Below are 22753 nucleotides of genomic sequence, written 5' to 3'. Positions count from 1 at the left end.
ATGGTAATGCCAGGCGACAACATTCAAATGATTGTTGAGCTAATCGCGCCAATCGCAATGGACGAAGGTCTACGTTTTGCGATCCGTGAAGGCGGCCGTACAGTAGGTGCTGGTGTTGTTGCTAAGATCTTCGCTTAATTCTTAAGAATTAAATGAAATCTTGCACACTTCTTCGTTAGAAGAATGCGCATCTAGAAAAAGGGGAGCTTAGGCTTCCCTTTTTCATTTTGGTTATAAAGCTTTATTCCATCTCAATTCATCCTAGATCCTGAGAAAACAAAAAGTTATTTTTTTACTCAATTTTGTCTTTCTCTCTTCTCCGCTTTTCACACCATTTTTCCATACAGAACCATTTTTGATATAACAAATCGGTATTAATAATTTTATAAATCTAACTGGTAGTAAGAACTATTCTTGTTTATATTGCGAGTTAATGCAGTGTTTGTTGAGAATAGAAATGTACGTTTGCCTTTGTCATGGTGTATCAGATAAAAAAATCAGACAGTTAGTCTTGGAAGAAGGCATAGCGGATATGCGCAGCATTAAACGCTGTACCGCACTTGGCTCGCAATGTGGCAAATGCATTAAGCAGGCGAAGCAGATAATTAACGAAACAGCACCGCAATTGTATAAGCAAGCCTGCTAAAACGGCTACGCGCCTTTTTGACTCTTGGTTGATAACTTCTAAAGTTAAATGAATCAACAAGGAGGAGTTTTCCATGAAAGGCGATCCCATCATTATTCAGCACCTCAATAAGATCCTTGGCAATGAGCTCGTTGCTATTAATCAGTATTTTCTCCACGCCCGCATGTACAAAGATTGGGGGTTAAAGCATCTTGCTGATAAGGAGTATCATGAATCCATTGATGAGATGAACCATGCTGACCACTTGATAGAGCGTATTCTGTTTCTTGAAGGGCTCCCCAATCTACAAGATTTAGGTAAGCTGATGATTGGTGAGGATACGCAAGAGATGCTTGAGTGCGATCTTAAGCTTGAGATGATGGCGATTCCCGATCTTAAAGCCGCAATTGCCTACGCTGAAGATGTGCATGATTACGTATCGCGTGATCTGTTCCAAGATATTCTTGAAGATGAAGAAGAACATGTCGATTGGCTGGAAACCCAGTTAGGCTTGATTGAAATGACCGGTATTCAAAACTATCTACAGGCTCAATTTGTCGACGAAGATGATGATGATTAGCCTTGGTCCCTGCGTTCGTGAGTGCGGGCGCAGTTGATTTACCTACCTGTTTTTTCTCTCTTTTCAAACCACTACATTTTGCTTGCTTAAACTGCTCTCTTTCTGTACTATTCGTGCTCTTAAATTCTCGGTCAATTATCTTTCGTTCCTTGCTTCTTCTGGACGACCGAGCCATTTGTGGAAGCTGAATAATCCGTAAGGAGCAACACATGCGTCATTACGAAATCGTATTCATGGTGCACCCAGATCAAAGCGAGCAAGTTGCTGGCATGATCGAGCGTTACACTGGTTCTATCACTGAAGCTGGCGGTACTATCCACCGTCTAGAAGATTGGGGTCGTCGTCAACTGGCTTACCCAATCAACAAGCTTCACAAAGCTCACTACGTTCTAATGAACGTTGAAGCTGACCAAGCTGTAATCGATGAGCTAGAAACTGCTTTCCGTTACAACGATGCAGTTCTACGCAACATGATCATGCGTACTAAAGCGGCTATCACTGAGCCATCAATCATGCTTAAACAGAAAGAAGAACGTTCTGCTAAGCGTGAAGAGCGTGCTGAATCTGCTGCTGAGTAATTGATTGTATGACCAATCGAATGGAGCTAAGCGGCACTGTTGCTAAGCCTCCTATTCGGTCAAAAAGCCCGAGTGGAATCGAGCACTGCCGTTTTTGGTTAGAACATCGTTCCACCGTTATTGAAGCCGACCTACCACGCCAAGTTTATTGTCGTATGCCAGTCGTCGTCAGTGGGGCCAGGTCAACAGCGTTAACTCAAAACTTAGTACAAGGCAGTAACATTAAGGTAGGAGGCTTTGTCGCTTACCAAACCGGCCGAAACGGCGTAGGTAAATTAGTGTTGCATGCCGACAACATTACTCAAATTTAAGATCAGGAGATAGCCCATGGCTCGTTTCTTCCGTCGTCGTAAATTCTGCCGTTTTACTGCAGAAGGCGTACAAGAGATTGATTACAAAGACGTAGCAACTCTTAAAAACTACATCACTGAAGCTGGTAAAATCGTTCCTAGCCGTATCACTGGTACAAGCGCTAAATACCAACGTCAACTAGCTCGCGCTATCAAGCGTTCACGCTACCTAGCACTACTACCGTACACTGACAAGCATCAGTAATCGGTCGGTTTATTAAGAAAGAGGATTAAACAATGCAAGTTATTCTACTTGATAAAATCGGTAACCTAGGTGGTCTTGGCGACACAGTAAACGTTAAATCTGGCTACGCTCGTAACTTCCTTATCCCTCAAGGTAAAGCGGTTATGGCTACTAAAGCTAACGTTGAAATGTTCGAAACTCGCCGCGCTGAACTAGAAGCTAAAGTTGCTGAGCAACTAGCTGCTTCTCAAGCTCGTGCAGAGCAAGTTAACGCACTAGAAGCAGTTGTTATCGCTTCTAAAGCTGGTGACGAAGGTAAACTATTCGGTTCTATCGGTACTCGTGACATCGCTGACGCAGTTACTGCTGCTGGCGTTGCAGTTGCTAAGAGCGAAGTTCGTCTTCCTGAAGGCGCTCTACGTACAACTGGTGAGTTCGAGATCAGCGTTCAACTTCACTCTGAAGTTTTCGCTACAGTTAACCTACAAGTTGTTGCTGCTGACTAATATCAGTATCAAGACGTATTTTAAAAGCACCTCTTTGAGGTGCTTTTTTTATGCCTGAAATTGATTGAAGTTAGAAAGCGAACAGTAAGTTAACCGAAAAAATACTGTCTGAGTTTTCTAGCCCCTCTGGTACGCGGTCATGGTATTGGCGCGAGTAGGCGACCTTTAACGCGATGTCTTCGGTAATCGCATTGATGACACTGGCGTCAGTATCGACACGGGTATTGCTGTGACCAGACACGAGCGTCATAGTGGCTTCAAACGCTAAGTTGTCTAACGCTTGCCAGCGCGAATTCACTTTGCCACGGAAAATAGCTTCTTCGACCAAGTCGGGAAAAATGATGTCGTCGTCATCAATCTCATCCAAGTTAGGCTCTTGATAACGAAAACCTGGTCCAATTTCCACTTCCAGTAAGAAATCTTCGCTGTTGGCGAACTGATAACCCAAACCGCCTGAAACGGTATAATCTTTATAGTAAGCGCTGTAGCGAGAGTCGACCCCTTTAAAACTGCCGTAAAGGTAGGTTTTCGGGCTGAGCTTGTAGTCGGTTTGCGCGCTATAAGTTGATTGGCGTTTATCTTCTTCACCGTCTTTGTACAGCAGATAAAACTTCCACTCGCCACTAGTACGGTGACGTCCTTTGATGTACTCAGCATCAATGCGTGAGTTTAGGGACTCGGAATCAGAGTTACCTGAGTGCGCTTGGTAACCAAATTCAACTTCACTATTCCACGGCGATGGGACTTCAATGTCACTAGCGGTGTCCGTATCATGGGCGTGCGCAATGGATGCGCTTAAGATACCAAAACAGGCCAACCAAACTTTTGTCACACAGAGCCTCGTCGTCATTAATAAAGCGGGCGGATAAAATAGCATGAAATGGTAATAGTAATGCACTGATAATCAGTCAAGGATAGGTTAATTATTGCAACAAACCGACAATCTTCGCGCCAATGGAAGACAAGCGGTCTAATCTCGTTATAATGAGCGGTCATAGAAAGTAGTTGAGCAGAACCATGGCAGAGAACAGAGCGGATAATCGCAGACGTAATAAACCCGATGCACAAGTTGATGCAATTAAGGCTCCACCACACTCGTTAGAGGCTGAGCAATCAGTTATTGGTGGCCTATTGCTGGATAACGAGCGTTGGGATACGGTTGCCGAGCGAGTTGTCGCGCGTGATTTTTATAGTCGTCCACATCGCATCATCTTTGAAGCGGTCCAGCGTATTCTTGAAGACAGTAAACCGCTGGATTTGATCACCCTCTCTGAATATTTAGAGTTGCATGAAAATCTCGAAGATGTCGGTGGTTTTGCCTACCTCGCTGACTTGGTAAAAAATACCCCAAGTGCTGCCAACATTAATGCCTATGCAGATATCGTCGCTGAACGCGCGGTAGTGCGTGAACTTATTGGTGTTGCGAATGAAATCGCTGATGCGGGTTATGATCCTCAAGGTCGCTCTTCTGAAGATCTGGTCGACTTAGCCGAAAGTAAGGTTTTTGCTATTGCCGAATCGCGTACCAAAGAGAGCGATGGTCCGCAGAATGTTGACAATATTCTTGAGAAGACGCTGGAGCGTATCGAACTGCTGTATAAGTCGCCACAAGATGGTGTGACAGGCGTAGATACCGGCTTTACGGACCTCAACAAGAAAACCGCTGGTCTGCAAGGTTCTGACTTAGTTATCGTCGCGGCGCGTCCATCGATGGGTAAAACCACCTTTGCGATGAACTTATGTGAAAACGCAGCGATGGTATCGGATAAGCCAGTGCTGATCTTTTCACTAGAGATGCCAGCAGAACAGATCATGATGCGTATGCTCGCGTCACTATCTCGCGTTGACCAAACTAAGATCCGTACCGGTCAGTTGGACGATGAGGATTGGGCGCGTATTTCTTCTACCATGGGTATCCTGATGGAGAAGAAGAACATGTATATCGATGACAGCTCAGGCTTAACACCAACCGAAGTTCGTTCTCGTGCGCGTCGTATTGCGCGTGAACATGGTGGCCTGTCGCTAATCATGGTCGACTACTTGCAGCTTATGCGTGTACCTGCTTTATCTGATAACCGTACGTTAGAGATCGCGGAAATCTCTCGTTCGTTAAAAGCGCTAGCGAAAGAGCTGAATGTTCCTGTGGTCGCTCTGTCTCAGCTTAACCGTTCCCTAGAGCAACGTGCTGATAAACGCCCAGTTAACTCAGACTTGCGTGAATCAGGTTCTATCGAGCAAGATGCCGATTTGATCATGTTCATCTATCGAGACGAAGTTTATAACCCTGATAGTTCGATGAAAGGCACTGCTGAAATTATCCTAGGTAAGCAGCGTAACGGTCCTATCGGTTCGGTACGTTTGACGTTCCAAGGTCAATATTCACGCTTCGATAACTACGCGGGGCCTGCGTTTGATATGGATGACGAGTAATAGTATGAGTTATATGAAGGCAGCGACGGCTCATGTTGACCTCGCGGCACTAAAGCACAATCTGCAGCAACTGAAGTTGCAAGCGCCAAACAGTAAAATGATGGCGGTAGTCAAAGCTAATGGCTATGGTCACGGTTTAGTGCAGATCGCTAAGCATGCTGTTTCATCCGATGCTTACGGTGTCGCGCGTATCGAAGAAGCATTGCAGCTGCGAGCAGCCGGTATCGTTAAGCCAATTTTGCTTTTAGAAGGGTTCTATTCTCCGGGTGACTTACCTGTACTGGTGACCAATAATATTCAAACCGCCGTTCATTGTATTGAGCAGCTTGAAGCGTTGGAAAATGCCATTCTAGAAACACCGGTACAAGTGTGGCTGAAAATCGACAGTGGTATGCACCGTTTGGGCGTGCGCCCAGAGCAATTAGACGATTTCATTGCTCGCTTAAAAGCGTGTGAAAATGTTGCGAAACCACTACGCTATATCAGCCATTTTGCCAGTGCAGATGAACTTGAGAAAGCGACAACTCATGAGCAAATTGAACTGTTTCGTTCACTGACTGATGGTTGTAAAGGTGAGCGCTCTCTTGCCGCTTCCGCTGGTGTTTTAGCCTGGTCTGAAAGTCATCTCGATTGGGTTCGTCCCGGTATTATTATGTACGGTGTTTCGCCATTCGCGGAGAAATCCGCAGTTGAGTTAGGTTTTCAGCCGGTCATGACCCTAAAATCTCACATCATCGCAGTGCGTGAGGTGAAAAAAGGTGAGAGTGTCGGTTATGGTGGTACTTGGACCAGCGATCGTGATACCAAGGTTGGCGTTATTGCTATAGGTTACGGTGATGGTTATCCGCGTACTGCGCCAAATGGCACCCCTGTGTTTGTTAATGGACGCAAAGCGCCTATCGCAGGTCGAGTGTCGATGGATATGCTCAGCGTTGACCTAGGCCCTGACGCGACCGATAAGGTCGGTGATGAAGCGATTTTGTGGGGTAAAGAGTTACCTTCAGAAGAAGTGGCCGCTCACATTGGTACGATTGCATACGAGTTAGTGACCAAACTGACGCCACGTGTCGATATGGTTTATTCAGACTAATTTTCAAAGGGAGCGTTTGCTCCCTTTGTTGTTTTTGCTCTCTTCACCGCTTCTGCAAATAGGGCTAATCATTAGCCTTAAGCTAGTTTATTCACCTTGAATTGTGGCAACTACACGACGACAGCCGCCATGATCGCGATGCTCACCTAAGTAAATACCCTGCCATGTCCCTAAAGCTAAGCGACCATTACTAATTGGAATCGTCACGCTTGAGCCGAGTGTCGAGGCTTTAATATGGGCGGGCATATCATCATCTCCTTCATAGGTGTGTTGATAATAGGCCGCACGTTCTGGCACAAAATGATTAAAGTGCTTTTCCATATCTGCTCGCACGGTCGGGTCAGCGTTCTCATTGATGGTTAAACTGGCGGAGCTATGTTGGATAAATAAATGTAATAAACCTACTGAAAATGAGCTTAATTGCGGTAATTGTTGTTCAATTTCATCAGTAATTAGATGAAATCCGCGTGTTTTTGCATGTAAATTGATCGTTTTTTGAGACCACATACTGTTTCCTTGGCGATAAATTTGGCAAATTAAGACGATGTAGCTAGGCTAATCTCACATAATCTAATTTATTGTGTACATGAACTAAGCTATTGAACGTGATATAACTCAATGCGATTGAGAAAGGGCTAAGTCATAATTACCCTATGAAAAAAAATTACAGGCTTTTGTTTGCGGTGCTTCACTCAAACATCTAGCTTATAAAAAATTTTTTGCTTAAAAACCGGAGGTTCCGAAGTTTGTTGTAAACTGAGGAATAGAACCTACTGTAACATCGGAATAGAGACCATGTTGAAAAATATTAACCCAACGCAAACTCAAGCGTGGAAAGCGTTAACGGCACATTTTGAATCTGCTCAAGATATGGATTTAACTGAGTTGTTCGCGAGCGATGCAGCACGCTTTGACAAGTTTTCTACTCGTTTTGGTAACGATCTTCTTATCGATTACTCGAAAAACCTAATCAATCAAGAAACGTTACAACATCTTTTTGCGCTAGCAAAAGAAACGGATCTTCAATCTGCGATTGAGGCGATGTTCAGTGGTGAGGCGATAAACCAAACTGAAGGCCGTGCAGTACTGCACACAGCTCTGCGTAACCGTTCAAATAAGCCTGTAGTGGTAGACGGTGAAGACGTCATGCCTGCAGTAAATGCAGTGCTTGAGAAAATTAAATCATTCACGGATCGCGTAATTGGCGGTGAGTGGAAAGGTTACACAGGCAAAGCAATCACAGATATCGTCAACATCGGTATTGGTGGTTCTGATCTTGGTCCTTACATGGTGACGGAAGCACTAGCGCCATACAAGAACCACTTAAACCTACACTTTGTTTCAAACGTTGACGGTACTCACATCGTTGAAACATTGAAAAACGTAGATCCAGAAACGACCCTATTCTTGATCGCGTCTAAGACATTCACAACTCAAGAAACCATGACTAACGCGCACACAGCTCGTGACTGGTTCCTAGAGTCTGCTCAAGATCAAGCGCACGTTGCTAAGCACTTTGCGGCACTTTCAACTAACGCACCAGCGGTATCTGAGTTTGGTATCGACACAGACAACATGTTTGAGTTCTGGGACTGGGTTGGCGGTCGCTACTCTCTATGGTCAGCAATCGGTCTTTCAATCGCTCTATCGGTAGGCTACGACAACTTTGTTGAGCTTTTAGATGGTGCGCATGAAATGGATAACCACTTTGTAGCAACGGACCTAGAAAGCAATATTCCAGTGATCTTGGCGCTAATCGGTATTTGGTACAACAACTTCCACGGCGCTGAGACTGAAGCTATCCTGCCTTACGATCAGTACATGCACCGTTTCGCGGCGTACTTCCAACAAGGTAACATGGAATCAAACGGTAAATACGTTGACCGTAACGGCAACGCAGTAACTTACCAAACGGGCCCAATCATTTGGGGTGAACCAGGAACAAACGGTCAGCACGCGTTTTACCAGCTAATTCACCAAGGTACCAAGCTGATCCCTTGTGACTTTATTGCACCAGCAATCAGCCACAATCCAGCAGGCGATCACCACCAAAAACTGATGTCGAACTTCTTCGCACAAACAGAAGCACTAGCATTTGGTAAAACAGCAGAAACAGTACTGGCTGAGTTTATTAAAGCGGGCAAAACAGAAGAAGAGGCAGCATCACTAGTACCATTCAAAGTATTTGAAGGTAACCGCCCAACGAACTCAATCCTAGTTAAGCAGATCACTCCGCGTACGCTAGGTAACTTGATTGCGATGTACGAGCACAAGATCTTCGTACAAGGTGTAATCCTAAATATCTTCAGCTTTGACCAATGGGGCGTAGAGCTAGGTAAACAACTAGCAAACCAAATCCTACCTGAGCTTGCTGATGAATCTGCAATTGATTCTCACGATAGCTCAACTAATGGTTTGATTAACGCATTCAAAGCGTTCAAAGCGTAATAACCTGCATATTTGAAGCTGCAGCGTTGTTGACTGCATAAATGCGCCGGGTCGCCGGCCGCCCTAGTCACATAGTTATCTATGCTCCTAGGGCGCATTTTTTGTCGCCTAGCTGCAACGTCAACTATTTTGGTTATTGTTGCCGGATGTGCCTATTTGAAGCTGCAGCGTTGTTGCCTGCATAAATACGCCGGGTCGCCGGCCGCCCTAGTCACATAGTTTTCTATGCTCCTAGGGTGCATTTTTTTGTCGCCTAGCTGTAACATCAACTATTTTGGTTATTGTTGCCGGATGTGCCTATTTGACACCGCATCGTTGTTGAGTGCAGCTTCAATTATTCGGTTATCCTCAGAAAACAAAAACGCCAGCATGTCACAATGCTGGCGTTTTTTCTCAATTCTCAATTAACTCTAAGTTTTAGGCTCTATCCGTAGCTCAGCAACGCTGAGCGTTCCCGCATCCCGAAGCAAAGCCCTGCTTTGCGTTCCGTTAAACCGCATGATGAACGCTACTTTTCGCTTCCGTTTGCACGCTGAATTTCTGTCCTAGCAGAGCCACTACTTGGTCGTAGTATTGCATATTTGGCTTATTGCCCAACAATTTACATAACTCATTTCCTGTGGGAGTAAAGCGGTAATACAAGAAGCGAACGCCTTTGCTGTGAGCTTGAAGTGACAGGTTTTTACCTTGGTAGGTGAGTGGTAATGGTGATTCTAATTCGATTTCACCTGACTCAAGTTCGGTGCCGTGCATTAAGCCAAGTTCGAACAATACCAATAGGTTTGAGTATGGTAATTGAAAGTTACCGATGTTGATGTTGTTGGTGATGTTACGCTTACCGAAGCTAAACATGCCGCCTTGGGCGCGAAAACCGATTAATAGCTTGCGACTTGTATCGTGCCCAAAACTACAAGCCAGTGAGGCGGCGCGTTGCAAAATCTGCGCTTCTTTGGGAGCCATGTCATGCAGGACTTTTAACGCTTTCATCGATGTGGAACCAGGATTAGTCACTTCGCGTTTAAATACTTGCGCCCACAGTCTTTGCATTGAGGGGTTGTGTACTTCTTGGGCCATATCAAAGAAGCGGTATAGCCAATCTTGATCGGGTTCACCCGCAGTCTCATCGCTGCATGAGGCATAAGCTAGTTTGAGGATTTGCTCCAGATTTTTCTGTTGCTGCTCACGACGACGACGCTCTCTCAATACTGCTCGCTCAAGCGCCGGCTTTTGTGGTGCATCTTTCTGTAGTAGCGCATCTAAGCCATGAGCTTGGGCAATGTGCAGCACACGGCTAGAGCTATCTTTAACGTAGCTGGATTTCTTTTCTTGACGATTATCCGCTTTGGTTTCGTGTTCAAGGGTGACAGGTTTGTGACTCTCAGACATAGGATTACCTTAACCAACAGTGAGTTATGACCAAGTCTTGTCGTTTCGCTTGGAAACATAACTGTACCTTTTTCAACGGATAGCTACCAGAGAAACTAATGTGAGAGGGGCCTGCAAAATCGGCTATACCAATTGATAAAAATTTGTTAAAGTTGTTATCGGTATTTGTGAGGTGTTTATGAAGTTTTTACTTGATAATAAACTAAAAAAACACCTGTCAATCGCCTTGCTGCTATTGGTTTATTTAGCAGTACTAGTGTATCTATCTAGATACCTAATATAACAAGGAAGATTAACAGGTTGTTAGTTTGTTAATTAAATATTAGTAGTCATCATATTCGGCAATTTCGGTTCCCTCAATAAGGTAAGCGGTTTCAGCCAGTTCATGATTGAGCGTTTCTGTTTTTAAAGTCCCTATCACGTAGATTACATCCCATAGTTGTTGAATCGGAGCTCCTGAGGGGAATTTTACGTAAATAATTTGGTTTGGCGGCGGTGGCGGTACATGGATACATGCGCCAAAGTACGGTACTAACAAAAATTCAGTAATTTTTTCGTCATCCCCTTCCAGTGGAATTACAAAGCCTGGAATCTTTACTTTGCTACCATTTAGCTCTTGGCGTACGGTGCCGACCTTGGACTGCTGCATCGCGCCACCTGAATGGTCTGATACCATCGGCATTCCCATCGCATCGAACTGATTCCGTTCAGATTCTGGAATCAAATCAATCCAGTCTAACGTTAAAGTATCCTCACTTGCTGCGGCAGTGAGGGGCAAAGCTAAGCTAAATAGCGAGCAAAGCAATACGATTATTTTCTTCATGGTTACACCTAATTACACACGTATCGTCATACCATCACTGAGAGACTGACGGTAGGCTCTAAGTGCTGGGAAAATGCCAATCACTGTTCCGGCAAATTGCACTGCAGCGATTAATCCTAATTCATAATTTGAGAGCATCACTAACGGTAGTTGAATACCGTAGTTTTGTGTCACATAGGGACCGGCAAGCGCCAGTATGCCGTAGAGTAGAGCAACCCCCAGTAATATACCGATAGATGTTAATACGCTCGCTTCTAAGATTAGCAGGCTGAAAATATGTCGTGGTCTTGCCCCCATCGCACGTAGAATTGCCATCTCTCGCCGTCTCTCTTGTAAGCTAGTCAGTAAGCTAGAGAGCATGCCAAGTAAGCCCGCGACCACGACAAAACCAGATACTACCATCAATGCTTGCTCTGCCACCGACATCATTCCCCATAATTCATGAAGAGCGACACCAGGTAAAATAGCGCTGAGTGGCTCCTGCGGATAGGTATTGATCTGGCGTTGCAGGGCAAAGGTTTGAATTCTCGACTTTAAGCCAATCAGCATCGCTGTGATCTGCTTGGGTTGGAAGTTATGTTGTTCGAGTTGCTCTGCGGTTGGCGTTGGCCCAAGCCTTGCGCCCGACTCCCAACCGACATGAATTGCTTCAATTGCTTCTAGAGAGACATGCACGGTTTTATCCACCGGTGTTCCGGTAGGAGCAAAGATGCCGACCACTTTGAACGGCAGGTTATCGTGACGGCTAAAGCCCACATCGCTGATGCCATGAGCAATGATGATTTCGCTGCCTATCTTGTAACCGAGCTTATTCGCTACGTCAGCACCAATCACGGTTTCAAATAGTCCATTAAATGCACGCCCTTGACCGAGTTCAAGGTGTTGTTTGCTACCATAGCGGTAGTGTTCAAAGTAGCTTTGATTGGTGCCTAGAACACGGAAACCTTTATGTGAATCGCCAAGCGATAGAGGAATGGTCCAATCGACGGCACGATGCTGGCTAAACTCTTCAAAGCTTTTCCAGTCGATGTTGTTGGTGGCATTGCCGATACGAAATACAGAGTAAAGCAACAAGTTCACTTGTCCCGAACGCCCGCCCACAATCAGATCGGTTCCTGAAATAGTATTGGCAAAACTGGCTTTGGCTTCTGTCCGAATACGTTCAACCCCTAGAAGGAGCACCAGTGATACGGCAACCGTAAGAATGGTTAAAAATGCGGTAAGACGTCGATTATTAACACTTTTCCAAGCCAGCATTAAGGTTGGGCTCATAGGTACTCTCCAGCTCGGTTAACTTGACGTAGGTCGAGGTTGCGATCAAACAGAGGCTCTAAAGTTGGATCGTGGCTGACAAACACTAATGTTGCATCGACTTGATTTGCCTGTTCTAGCAATAACTCAATAAACGCGCTGCGGTTATCATGATCCAATGATGATGTTGGTTCATCGGCAATGATCAATGGCGGGTTACCAATCAGCGCGCGAGCGGCGGCGACGCGTTGCTGCTGACCAATACTTAATTCAACCACAGGCTTGTGCAGCAAATTGGGACTCAGATGCAGCTTAGTTAATAGTTCCACCGCACGCTGCTCTAAACTGCCTTCAACTCGCTGGAGTCGTTGCTTGGAGAAGCGGCAGGGTAGAGTGACATTTTCAATCACGCTCAAGTAGGGCAATAGATTGAACTGCTGAAAAATATAACCAATATTATCCGCGCGAAAACGGTCGCGTTGACGGCTACTCAAGCCGTTTAAGTCCTGTCCGAGTACGGTGACACTGCCGGTTTGCGTTTGGTTAATGCCAGTTAGCAAGCCAAGCAGAGTTGATTTGCCACAACCACTAGGTCCTTTGATAAATAAGTGTTCCCCACGATCCACTTGCAACTGATCAATCACTAGCGTTGGGCTAGGGTTGTTGGACCAAGTGAACTGTACCTTGTGGAGATTGATCACCTGCTGAGAAGCGGTGTTATTCATTGAGTTTTCCAATCAAAAATCGATGACAAAAGAGCTTGGCAAACTTGCCAAGCTCATTAGCAATTACAGCTTAATCGTGCTGTTTTTTGCGTTTAGCTCTACCGCGGTTTGCGCGCTATCTGTCAGTACATTGGCATGTACTTTTTCTGTGCTTGGGAATAGGTCAAACCAAGCGGTATCAATCTGCTCTAACTTGCTGATGTCGCCACATTGGTAGTGGTATTCGATGGTAAATTCACCGTGCCCACCTTTTTCATGATCATGCCCTGTATGGTCATCATGTCCCTTATGCTCATCGTGTCCGTGATGATCGTCATGGTCATGATGGTCAGCATGTTTTTCTTGATGTTCATGGTGGTCTTTATCACCATGATGGTCGTGGTCGTGGTCGTGGTCGTGGTCGTGGTCGTGGTCGTGGTCGTGGTCGTGGTCGTGGTGAGCGTGCTCATCTTCACCAAGTGTATGACTAACTGCCACATGCTCAACTTGACAGTTTGCCGCCGCTGAAATCGATAGCACGTCCGTCGCTTGGTTTAGTTTTGCCACCGCTTTCTCTAAGGCTTGTTTTTGTGCGTCGTTCTCTGGCGCATGCTCAAAGCCAACCACATCTGCACCTGGTGCCGTGACCTCGACCAGTAACTCATTGCCATCTTGAGCAATATTAAATTCTACTTCGCCGTGTACATGCGCATCATGTTGACGAAATCCATCTTCAGCGATAGCTGAATGAGCAAAAACTAATCCAAGAGCGAGTGCAACGGGAGAAAACTTGTTCATTGTATTTTCCTAGAACTTATCAAAATATGTCGTGATGCCCACAATATGGTTGTGAGCGTTTGCGTTACCGATGTGTTTGGTAGCGCAGAGTAAATCTGTTTTATTTAGATAAGCTTAGGCGGTGCACGAGCAATTTGCGCGATCACCGAAGCCTCAAGGTATTGATATACAGCAAGCGAAGGTGGAGGTTCGGTGGAGAGGTTGAGAAGATGCGCTTGTGCGCTTGATTTGGCGCCATGCACTACGCTTGCAAACAGCTGGCAGTGATGGTGCTCATGATGTGAGATATCCAAATCCAGTTGATGATGGATCACCGCTAAGTTTGTCCATAGCAGCAGCATGACTGTACAAAGTACAACCATTAGCTTGCGTAGCGACAATAAACCAAAGCGAGGTAACACAGTCATCAACCAAATAAAAAACGGAGTTGTTATACTATAACAACTCCGTCTGTAAACGTCAGGATAAATTTAATTCCTTACAAGTTTTGTGTAATTAGCTCAAGAACTTGCTGGATTTCAGCGGGTGAAAGCTTACCCTCTTTAACAAACAACACTTTGCCCTGCTTGTCTTGCACCACGATAGCAGATGATTCAGGTTGTAGCTGCCAGGTATTGGCTACGATGCCGTTCTCATCGAGCACCATTGAAGACCATGGAAACTCCATTTTACTGTCTTCGGCGGATGATTTAACAAATGAGCCCGTACCCCACATCGCATCATCTTGGTTGATGATGGTGGTGGTTTGGTAGTTTTCAGCTGGGAATTTTGCCGCGGTAATTGCTGTCATCAAAGGCGCATTCATCTCTTTTGAGCTACTGCGACCTGCAATGGCTTGCACTACACGGACCTTGCCGAGCATATCGTTGCTATTCCACGCTTGGTAAACCGTATCTTTACCATCGACTAAAATTTCACCATGGTTGGCGATCGCGACATTAGGTGTGGTTTGACCAACTGTTAAATTGTGTGCAAAGGCGAACATTGGAGAGCATGCCATAGCCAGCGCAAGTAGAGTTTTGTTTGTCATTATTTTCTTCCTGTTTTAGTCATGCTAAATGCGTAGACAAACTAAAGTATATACTCAAATCTTGATTTCACTAGCCAGACCATAGTCGACTACGATTGCGGTGGGAAACAGACACCAGTGCCACCCAAGCCACAGTAACCATTCGGGTTTTTGGCTAAATATTGCTGGTGGTAATTCTCGGCATAATAGTAGTTTCCAGCCAAAGCAATCTCTGTGGTAATCCCTGCGTCGCCAAGTAATGTTTGATATTCGGCTTGGCTTTGTAGAGCGAGCTCGAGTTGGCTTTGCTCATAGACATAAATCACCGAACGATATTGAGTGCCACGGTCATTGCCTTGACGCATTCCTTGGGTCGGATCATGACGTTCCCAAAACTTGTGCAACAGACTTTGTAGTGTGAGAAGACGAGTATCAAAGACGACACGAACTACCTCGGCATGCCCTGTCTGCCCACTGCATACTTCTTCATAATTTGGGTTCGGTGTATAACCGCCAGCGTAACCGACTGAGGTACTGACCACCCCTTCGAGCTGCCAGAAAAGGCGCTCGGCTCCCCAGAAACAGCCCATACCAAATAAGATCTGCTGTTGGTGCTCGGTGAGTGGCGCTTTAATTTGTGAACCGTTAACAAAATGCGTTTCTTCGATCGTCAGTTCTTGGCCTCGGCCAAGCAACGCGAGTTCAGGTGTTACAAGGGTTTGTTTATCTAACATACGACTTTCCTTACTCTAATTCTTATAAACAAGACCGGGAAATTAACGTTTTTCCTACAGACGAATTTAATAACTCACGTTATCATTTACTACAAACAATACGTAACAAAAGTGCCAAAAGTCCATGATTAAAAAGCCATTAGCTCTCGCCATCGCTCTGCTCTGTATTCCGACTACAGTGATGGCAAGTGGTGTGAAGCTATCGATTGAAGGCTTAAAAGGCAAAGTAGAAGAGAACGTCGAGGTCTATCTATCTTCGATTCCAGAGAAAGAGTATGACACTTCTTTGCGTTTTCAAGCGCGTTTAGAACGCAGCATTACTGAGGCACTCAACGCTTTAGGTTACTACCATCCTAAGTTTGATTTTCAAGTCTCAGACAAAGGGAAAGAGTTGACCGTTAAGGTGGCCAAAGGTGAGCCAACCTTAATTAAGCAGTTGGATATCGTATTTGAAGGCGAGGCAAAGCAAGATAAAGATTTTGCTAGCCTAGTTAAAAATAGCGGGCTAAAAGTCGGTAAACGCCTCAATCATGGTTCCTACGATGCGCTTAAATCGGGCATTCGAAATCTCGCTTTGCAGAAAGGCTATTTTGATGGCGATTTTCAGCTGAGTCGTTTGGAAGTGGCTCCTGAGTTAAACCAAGCCTACATCAAACTGCATTATGACAGTGGAATTCGCTACCACTTTGGCGACACTATGATTACAGGCAGCCAAATTGAAGAAGATCGCGTTCATTCACTTGAACCCTATGAGAAAGGCGAGCCATATTTAGTGTCTCAAGTGGGGGAATACAACCAAAATCTCTCTAATACTGACTGGTTCTCATCGGTATTCGTTGAGCCAGATTTGAGTATGCTCGGTGAAGGGCGTGAACTACCGATCAAAGTCTCCCTAGCTCCTCAAGCGCGTAATAAGTTGGAAACCGGTATTGGTTACTCCACCGATGTGGGTGTGCGAGGTTCGTTAAAATGGAAAAAACCATGGGTGAACGCTCGTGGTCATAGCTTCGACAGCAGCTTTTCTTTATCTAAACCCGAGCAAACCATTACGGCAGGCTATCGTATTCCCTTAGAAGACGTCCTTAATGACTATTACCGCATTCAGTATGGCATGAAGAATGTCGATAATCGTGATACCAAAAGTTTGGAATCCAATTTAGCGCTGGAGCGTCATTGGACTTTGGATAATGGTTGGCATCGAACGCTCTATATTCGTTACTTGCTCGAAAACTATGAGCAGGGTATTCAAGACGATAATGCTCAGTTCCTGTTACCTGGCATCTCGTTTAACCGCACTCGTGCGCGCGGTGGTGCGATGCCTTATTGGGGTGATAAGCAAACACTGACGGTAGAGTATGGTAATCCCAAAGCCATGTCAGAAACAGAGGTGCTGCGCTTGATTGGTGGGATGTCGTGGATTCGCAGTGCAGGTGAGAATCACCGCGGTATACTTCGTTTTGGTGGCGGTGCCAATATCGTTGATGACTTTGATAAGTTGTCGCCATCGCTGCGTTTCTTTGCTGGTGGTGATAACAATCTACGCGGTTATGGTTATGAATCCATCTCGCCGCGCGATAGCAGTGGCGCGTTAACGGGTGCCAAGTTCGTTGCTGTGACGTCACTGGAATACAATTATCGTGTGGTCGGTAACTGGTGGGGCGCGATGTTCTACGATTATGGTGATGCCTTCAACGATAAGCCTGATTTTAAGCGCGGTGTCGGTGTTGGTATTCGCTGGGCATCTCCAGTAGGTCCGGTTCGTTTAGATTTTGCTTGGGGTCTTGATGCGAAACCAGGCGATGAATTTAAAATACACTTTACGTTAGGGCCAGAGTTATGACCAAGATAGTATTAAAGTGGTCAAAGTGGCTGTCTTTATCTTTGTTAGGTTTGGTGTTAGCAATCATGCTGGTACTGAGCTTTTTACTCTTTACGCATACCGGGCTTGGCATCGTGCTTTCTACGGCCGAGCGATTCGTGCCTCAGCTCCAAGTGGGTGAATATCAAGGGGCGATTTTCCCTCGTTTCACATTAAAGCAAGTGCGTTACCAAGATGAACAATTGCATGTCGATACCTCGATTGACTCAGCGACGTTAGCGGTTCGGGCGGCATGTTTAACGGAGCCAAGCTTGTGTGTCGATGAGGTGGCGCTGCAAGGCGTTAAGTTTTCTTTAACTCAACTACCCGAAGCAAGTGAAACCCCAGAACCGGAAAAGAGTTCGAGCAGTGCTATTACGACGCCAATCCCAATTCGCGTGAGTAAGATTTTGCTTGAAGATATTGAGCTGGATGTATTAGGCAATCATATTCAGTGGCGAGTTTTCGAGACTGGGCTGCTGTTTCAAGGTAACCGTTTAAAGGTAGATAAAACCTTACTTTACGATCCTTATATCAAACTCGCAGCCTCCACGACGAATGATCCCGCACCTCAAGCCGCATCAAACAACACTGAGCCTAGTGCGATTGTATTACCCGATGTTGAGCTGCCACTGGCCATCGAGCTATCACGCTTAGATGTGAATAAATTTAAACTCGATCAAGCGTCACCAGTAATCGTTAAGCATCTTGGTTTATCGGCGATTGCAGCCGGTTATGATGTGACGGTTTCGACCTTAGAGTTGGATATGCCGGAGGTAAAAGGCGATCTCAAAGGTAAAGTGACATTGAAGCAAGGCTATCCGCTCGAGCTGGATGTCAAAGCCACGCTAGGAATTGACCCTGTTAAAGGTCAGCTGGTGGAGTTAAGCGCGGATGGCAGCGTTGAGAAGTTAGCGTTACAAGCCAAATTGCGCAAACTCATTACTGCAGATATCAAAGCGAATGTAGAGCCGCTTGATCCGGATGTGCCATTTGCCATTACGGTCGATCAATTAAAAGCGCAGTGGCCATTAAGTGGGGCGGCGGATTACCAAGCGGATGTCACGAGCTTTAGTGGCAAAGGCTCGCTGAAAGGTTATCAGGTCGCATTGCAAGGGAAGGCGCAGGGCAAACAAATCCCAGATGTAGCGCTCGACTTGAAAGGTAAGGGCGATTTATCCCAGTTGACTCTGACTGCTCTTAAGATAAACAGTTTGGGTGGCTCAGTGGCAGGGCAAGCGATGGTCAATTGGCAGGCGCCGTTAAATTGGTCTGCGGATCTCTCGCTCGATAATATTCAGCCTGGACTGCAATGGCAGCAAGCGGAAGGCAATATTAGTGGCAAGTTAAGTACAACAGGTAGTTTAACCAAGCAAGGTGGTTGGCAAGTCTCGCTACCTATGCTGGATATTGACGGTATTTTGCGCCAATACCCACTGAATATTATCGGTTCATTGGACGTTTCAGATCGCAAAGGGAAAGGCATTCTTTCATTGCAAACACCAAAGTTGGTGCTGTCTCATGGTCCTAACTCGATTGAAGCTAACGGTATGTTAGAGCAGCAGTGGGACATGGATATACGTCTCAATCTGCCAGAGTTAGCCAAATCAGTCCCTGAGCTTAAAGGCAGTGCAGTAGGTTCTATCCAAATGAGCGGCAAGTTGGCTGAGCCGCAAGTGATTGCCGATCTAACGGTGAATAAGATCGATTGGCGTGGCGAAGCGCAAGTTGACTCACTGTTACTCAAGGGTGATGTAACACCGTTACCCGCACCTCATGGTAACGCAAAACTGGAAGTCAAAGGTATTAATTACCAGGGCACGATAATTGATGATGTGATACTTGAGGCTTCGGGTACTGAACAAGCGCACGAGGTCACTTTAGATGTTAATTCGAAACTATTAACCACCAGCTTGGCACTGAGTGGCAATGTGGTTACTCAGCCAGAGGTGAAGTGGACGGGTCAATTGCAACGCATGGACTTGCGTAGCGAGCAAGGGGAATGGCGACTTGAAGAAGCCACACGTCTTGGCTTTGATATGGCTACGCAACAGGCGTTTGTCGCGGCTCATTGTTGGCGACAGGACAGTTCAAATATTTGTTTAGATAAAGATATTCAAGTTGGCACCAGTGGGGAAGCTCAGCTTTCGATCAACCAGTTTAACTTTAAGCAATTGGCGATGTTCTTACCAGAAAAGACCGAACTGACAGGTTCACTTGATGGTTTAGTCTGGGCGAAATGGGCGCCGAATCAAGCCCCCGAGCTTAATGCGTCACTCACTTTACCAAAAGGTTCGGTGACTCAACGTATAGAGCAGCCTCTGGTTTTCGGTTGGGACAGCGTCAAACTGAATACCACCATAGCCAATGGTCGACTTCAGGCTGATTGGATGTTTGATATTACTGACAATGGCGATATCAGCGGTGAACTGACAATTCCTGATATTCAAGCGCAAGATAAACAGATCGATGGAAGATTAGCGTTGGGGACGTTCAATTTGGATTTCCTCAATGTCTTGGTTGGAGAATATAGTCAGCTTAAATCGAATATCGAAACCGATCTCAAGATCTCGGGACCGCTTCTTCATCCACGCGTTAATGGTCAGTTTAAGATCGACGATATGTTGCTTAAAGGCGACATCTCCCCGATTGAAGTCGATTCAGGTGGTTTGACGCTAAACTTTACCGGATATGACGCGACAATCGACGCAGCGCTGCAAACACCAGATGGTCAATTGAAAGTGATCGGTGATGCCAATTGGCAAGATCTCAAAGATTGGCGCAGCCAAATGCGAGTTTATGCTGAAGAGCTTAAGGTGGTGGTACCGCCGATGGTCAAGATCAAAGTGATCCCAGATATGACCATCTCCGCTTCGCCAAAACACGCACGCATTGATGGCAAGATAGCGTTACCTTGGGGACGAATTGTGATTGATGAATTGCCACCAAGCGCAGTTAGTGTGTCAAAAGATCAAGTGATCGTCGATGCGCAAGGTAAGCCAATTAAAGAAGACACCACGGTTCCGTTTGATATCGAGACCAATATCAACATTAAGATTGGTGATGACTTCAAGTTGTCTGCATTTGGTTTGGAAGGTGGCTTAATCGGTGATCTTAATGTAACTCAGAAGAACAAAGGTCCATTTATTGTTGGTGAGGTCAATATCGAGGATGGTTCGTATAAGTCATTTGGCCAAGACTTGTTGATTACAGAAGGTAAGATTCTAATGAATGGCCCAGCCGATCAACCTTATGTACAAATCAAAGCGATTCGTAATCCAGACAATACTCAAGACGATGTAACTGCTGGGGTGCAGGTAACGGGCCCAGCCGATGATCCGCAACTGACGATTTTTTCCGATCCAGCAATGCCGCAAGCCAATGCACTTTCATATCTATTGCGTGGACAAGATATTGATGGTGAAGCTGGCGGTAATGCCATGACCACCACTTTAATTGGTTTGAGTTTAGCGAAGAGCGGTAAAGTGGTTGGGGAACTGGGTGAAGCTTTTGGTGTGCAAGATCTCCAACTGGATACCGCAGGCTCTGGTGATGATTCGCAAGTTACCGTGAGTGGTTATGTATTACCGGGCTTACAGGTGAAATATGGGGTGGGGATTTTTGATTCAGTAGGTGAATTTACCGTCCGTTATCGCTTAATGAAAGATCTCTATTTAGAAGCGGTATCTGGATTGGACAGCGCCGTGGACTTGCTTTACCAATTTGAATTCAATTAAAGAGGCTTGTTATGCAGCATCTGGTTTTTGTTTATGGCACTTTGCGCCGTGGTGAGAGTAACCACCATTTTCTTTCTGAAGCTCAATTTCTAGGTCTGCATGAGACACCTGCGGAATATACGCTGTATGATCTTGGGGATTATCCAGCTGTCGGGCGAGGGCACCAATCTATTTTTGGTGAAGTTTATTTAATTAACCAAGAAATATTGCAAGCGTTAGATGAATTGGAAGATGTGCCTGTTGAATATCGACGCGAGTTACTCGAGACGCCTTTTGGGCAGGCATGGTTCTATATTTATCAAGATGAAGAAAAGCTAAATACGGTGATTTCCTCCGGAAATTGGGATCTACGTCTATAATTTAAGTGACATATCCCCGAGTAACATCAAGGCATGATTTTGTTTATCTTGAGAGCTTGTTGGGATATTGCCTTACTAATATGAGGAGACATTTAATGAAGTGGAACGCGCTAGCACTATTATTTGTTTTAGTAGGATGTTCATCTCAAGCTGTACCTACTTTATCTGCCGACCCAGCTGCTTGGCAGTCTTATGGTGAAGAAAGAGCAACGGGCGGTTACATTGTCCAATCAGAAAAGAAACTTGCTGAGTATTCAATCTCAGGCGACGTGAGCTCAGAGCAATATCAAGCTTACTTAGATGGGTATAAAGTAGGTAAAGCGTCGTATTGTGAGCAAGATGCTCGAATGCTGGCAAGAACGGGGAAACCCTATCGTGGAATTTGCGACGATGTTAATCCATTTTTCCGTAATGATTACATGAACTATCGGCATGAATCTATATAGCCAGTAACTAGAAAAGCCAGCGAAAGCTGGCTTTTTAACGTGTATATAGCGCCCAGTTACTTTTGAGCGCGTTCATATGATTCAAGGATTTCTTGGCGTGCTGCTTCAGCATCCGCCCACCCATCGACTTTCACCCATTTGCCCGACTCAAGTTCTTTATAACGCTCGAAGAAATGAGTGATTTGTGCTTTGAGTAATTCAGGCAAGTCACCAACATCTTGGATGTGATCGTATTCTTTAGACAGTTTAGTGTGCGGAACCGCAACAACTTTTGCGTCTTCACCCGATTCATCGGTCATTTTTAGAACACCTACAGGGCGACAACGGATAACCGAACCTGGAATTAGGGGGAAAGGCGTTGGGACTAATACATCTACAGGGTCACCATCAAGAGACAAAGTATTATTCACATAGCCATAGTTACATGGGTAAAACATAGGAGCAGACATAAAGCGGTCGACGAATATCGCACCGGAGTCCTTATCTACTTCATATTTAATTGGGTCTGCGTTGGCAGGGATTTCAATCACTACATAAAGATCATCAGGTAGAGATTTTCCTGCGGGTACGTCATTCAAGCTCATGTGTAATATCCTTATTTTTTGCTTACTAGTTTTTACTGAGTATGTTTACTTGGTCAAAAACGCGCCTATACATTAAAGCGAAATAGTATTTAATGTAAATAAACTGTTGTCAAAATCACTAAAAAAAAGCGCCTACAGGCGCTTCAGACTGCTGACAAAGGTCTAGCTTTCGAGCTAGACCTTTGATCTAATAGGGGTATCGAAATATGGATACTCCGATATGCTTCAAGAACCGACTCCGCAACAATACGAACTGGAAATGGTAACGATGGA

The 22753-nt window shown here is 45.3% G+C and carries 25 protein-coding genes; 14 read left to right on the top strand and 11 right to left on the bottom strand.

Features of this window, described 5'->3' with window-relative positions; translation table 11 throughout:
• The 7 genes from IRQ95_RS21000 to rplI form a co-directional block, all read left to right on the top strand.
• Positions 1–138, top strand: a 138-nt coding sequence (locus IRQ95_RS21000) for an EF-Tu C-terminal domain-related protein (protein ID WP_489114240.1), incomplete at its 5' end; no start/stop codon positions are given.
• A 319-nt stretch (positions 139–457) separates the two neighbouring features.
• Complete coding sequence (locus tag IRQ95_RS20995) at positions 458–646, top strand: (2Fe-2S)-binding protein (protein WP_075652509.1); 189 nt, start codon at positions 458–460, stop codon at positions 644–646.
• A gap of 73 nt (positions 647–719) precedes the next feature.
• A complete protein-coding gene (gene bfr, locus IRQ95_RS20990; RefSeq protein WP_194439612.1) occupies positions 720–1205 on the top strand; it encodes a bacterioferritin in 486 nt (161 codons plus the stop codon).
• Positions 1206–1414: 209 nt separating this feature from the next.
• Positions 1415–1783, top strand: a complete 369-nt coding sequence (rpsF, locus tag IRQ95_RS20985) for a 30S ribosomal protein S6 (RefSeq protein ID WP_075708955.1) — start codon at positions 1415–1417, stop codon at positions 1781–1783.
• Between the two features lie 8 nt (positions 1784–1791).
• Positions 1792–2094 carry a primosomal replication protein N gene (gene priB, locus IRQ95_RS20980; RefSeq protein WP_194439610.1) on the top strand — a complete coding sequence of 101 codons (303 nt, stop codon included), beginning with the start codon at positions 1792–1794 and terminating at the stop codon, positions 2092–2094.
• Positions 2095–2110: 16 nt separating this feature from the next.
• On the top strand, positions 2111–2338 hold the full coding sequence (rpsR, locus tag IRQ95_RS20975) for a 30S ribosomal protein S18 (protein WP_000090472.1): 228 nt from the start codon (positions 2111–2113) through the stop codon (positions 2336–2338).
• Positions 2339–2370: 32 nt separating this feature from the next.
• Positions 2371–2823 carry a 50S ribosomal protein L9 gene (gene rplI, locus IRQ95_RS20970; RefSeq protein ID WP_194439608.1) on the top strand — a complete coding sequence of 151 codons (453 nt, stop codon included), beginning with the start codon at positions 2371–2373 and terminating at the stop codon, positions 2821–2823.
• Positions 2824–2893: 70 nt separating this feature from the next.
• Here rplI and IRQ95_RS20965 read toward each other — a convergent pair whose 3' ends face one another.
• On the bottom strand, positions 2894–3655 hold the full coding sequence (locus tag IRQ95_RS20965) for a DUF481 domain-containing protein (RefSeq protein WP_194439606.1): 762 nt from the start codon (positions 3653–3655) through the stop codon (positions 2894–2896).
• A gap of 185 nt (positions 3656–3840) precedes the next feature.
• Here IRQ95_RS20965 and IRQ95_RS20960 point away from each other — a divergent pair, with 185 nt between their 5' ends.
• Both IRQ95_RS20960 and alr read left to right on the top strand, forming a co-directional pair.
• Positions 3841–5253, top strand: coding sequence for a replicative DNA helicase (locus tag IRQ95_RS20960; protein ID WP_194439604.1), 1413 nt, complete (start codon positions 3841–3843; stop codon positions 5251–5253).
• Positions 5254–5266: 13 nt separating this feature from the next.
• Positions 5267–6343 carry an alanine racemase gene (alr, locus tag IRQ95_RS20955; RefSeq protein WP_194439614.1) on the top strand — a complete coding sequence of 359 codons (1077 nt, stop codon included), beginning with the start codon at positions 5267–5269 and terminating at the stop codon, positions 6341–6343.
• Between the two features lie 87 nt (positions 6344–6430).
• On the opposite strand, the gene IRQ95_RS20950 is transcribed toward alr, so the two are convergent.
• The gene (locus IRQ95_RS20950; protein ID WP_194439602.1) at positions 6431–6850 is read right to left on the bottom strand and encodes a secondary thiamine-phosphate synthase enzyme YjbQ; all 420 of its coding nucleotides are present in this window, start codon (positions 6848–6850) and stop codon (positions 6431–6433) included.
• Positions 6851–7138: 288 nt separating this feature from the next.
• On the opposite strand from IRQ95_RS20950, the gene pgi reads away from it, so the two are divergent.
• The gene (gene pgi / locus IRQ95_RS20945) at positions 7139–8791 is read left to right on the top strand and encodes a glucose-6-phosphate isomerase (RefSeq protein ID WP_194439601.1); all 1653 of its coding nucleotides are present in this window, start codon (positions 7139–7141) and stop codon (positions 8789–8791) included.
• Between the two features lie 489 nt (positions 8792–9280).
• Here pgi and IRQ95_RS20940 read toward each other — a convergent pair whose 3' ends face one another.
• The 8 genes from IRQ95_RS20940 to msrA all read right to left on the bottom strand — a co-directional run bounded on the left by IRQ95_RS20940 (position 9281) and on the right by msrA (position 15496).
• Positions 9281–10177 carry a TIGR03899 family protein gene (locus IRQ95_RS20940; RefSeq protein WP_194439599.1) on the bottom strand — a complete coding sequence of 299 codons (897 nt, stop codon included), beginning with the start codon at positions 10175–10177 and terminating at the stop codon, positions 9281–9283.
• A gap of 322 nt (positions 10178–10499) precedes the next feature.
• Positions 10500–11000, bottom strand: a complete 501-nt coding sequence (locus IRQ95_RS20935; RefSeq protein ID WP_194439596.1) for a DUF3299 domain-containing protein — start codon at positions 10998–11000, stop codon at positions 10500–10502.
• 12 nt (positions 11001–11012) lie between these two features.
• Positions 11013–12272 carry an ABC transporter permease gene (locus tag IRQ95_RS20930; protein WP_194439594.1) on the bottom strand — a complete coding sequence of 420 codons (1260 nt, stop codon included), beginning with the start codon at positions 12270–12272 and terminating at the stop codon, positions 11013–11015.
• Positions 12269–12976: an ABC transporter ATP-binding protein gene (locus IRQ95_RS20925; RefSeq protein WP_194439592.1), complete on the bottom strand. Its 708-nt coding sequence runs from the start codon at positions 12974–12976 to the stop codon at positions 12269–12271. Before IRQ95_RS20925 ends, IRQ95_RS20930 begins: the two co-directional genes overlap by 4 nt.
• A 63-nt stretch (positions 12977–13039) precedes the next feature.
• Positions 13040–13753: a zinc uptake protein ZrgA gene (zrgA, locus tag IRQ95_RS20920; RefSeq protein ID WP_194439590.1), complete on the bottom strand. Its 714-nt coding sequence runs from the start codon at positions 13751–13753 to the stop codon at positions 13040–13042.
• A gap of 104 nt (positions 13754–13857) precedes the next feature.
• Entirely contained in the window at positions 13858–14160 is a 303-nt protein-coding gene (locus tag IRQ95_RS20915) for a DUF2607 family protein (protein ID WP_075649620.1), read from the bottom strand.
• 71 nt (positions 14161–14231) lie between these two features.
• Positions 14232–14783: a YtfJ family protein gene (locus tag IRQ95_RS20910; RefSeq protein ID WP_194439589.1), complete on the bottom strand. Its 552-nt coding sequence runs from the start codon at positions 14781–14783 to the stop codon at positions 14232–14234.
• Between the two features lie 89 nt (positions 14784–14872).
• Entirely contained in the window at positions 14873–15496 is a 624-nt protein-coding gene (gene msrA, locus IRQ95_RS20905) for a peptide-methionine (S)-S-oxide reductase MsrA (RefSeq protein ID WP_194439587.1), read from the bottom strand.
• Positions 15497–15620: 124 nt separating this feature from the next.
• On the opposite strand from msrA, the gene tamA reads away from it, so the two are divergent.
• From tamA to IRQ95_RS20885, 4 genes are all read left to right on the top strand, one after another.
• Positions 15621–17336, top strand: a complete 1716-nt coding sequence (tamA, locus tag IRQ95_RS20900) for an autotransporter assembly complex protein TamA (protein ID WP_194439585.1) — start codon at positions 15621–15623, stop codon at positions 17334–17336.
• On the top strand, positions 17333–21091 hold the full coding sequence (gene tamB, locus IRQ95_RS20895) for an autotransporter assembly complex protein TamB (protein WP_194439583.1): 3759 nt from the start codon (positions 17333–17335) through the stop codon (positions 21089–21091). The genes tamA and tamB overlap by 4 nt, the downstream gene beginning before the upstream one ends.
• An 11-nt stretch (positions 21092–21102) precedes the next feature.
• Positions 21103–21450: a gamma-glutamylcyclotransferase family protein gene (locus IRQ95_RS20890; RefSeq protein ID WP_194439581.1), complete on the top strand. Its 348-nt coding sequence runs from the start codon at positions 21103–21105 to the stop codon at positions 21448–21450.
• 95 nt (positions 21451–21545) lie between these two features.
• Positions 21546–21896 carry a DUF2799 domain-containing protein gene (locus tag IRQ95_RS20885; RefSeq protein ID WP_194439579.1) on the top strand — a complete coding sequence of 117 codons (351 nt, stop codon included), beginning with the start codon at positions 21546–21548 and terminating at the stop codon, positions 21894–21896.
• A 56-nt stretch (positions 21897–21952) separates the two neighbouring features.
• Here the strand turns inward: IRQ95_RS20885 and ppa are convergent, their stop codons facing one another.
• Entirely contained in the window at positions 21953–22480 is a 528-nt protein-coding gene (gene ppa, locus IRQ95_RS20880; protein ID WP_194439577.1) for an inorganic diphosphatase, read from the bottom strand.
• Positions 22481–22753: the final 273 nt, after the last annotated feature.

This window comes from Vibrio fluminensis (assembly GCF_015278125.1).
In the GTDB taxonomy this organism is placed as follows: Bacteria; Pseudomonadota; Gammaproteobacteria; order Enterobacterales; family Vibrionaceae; genus Vibrio; species Vibrio fluminensis.
Note: the sequence above shows the minus strand (reverse complement) of the source record. Positions and strands in the feature narration are given on the sequence as shown.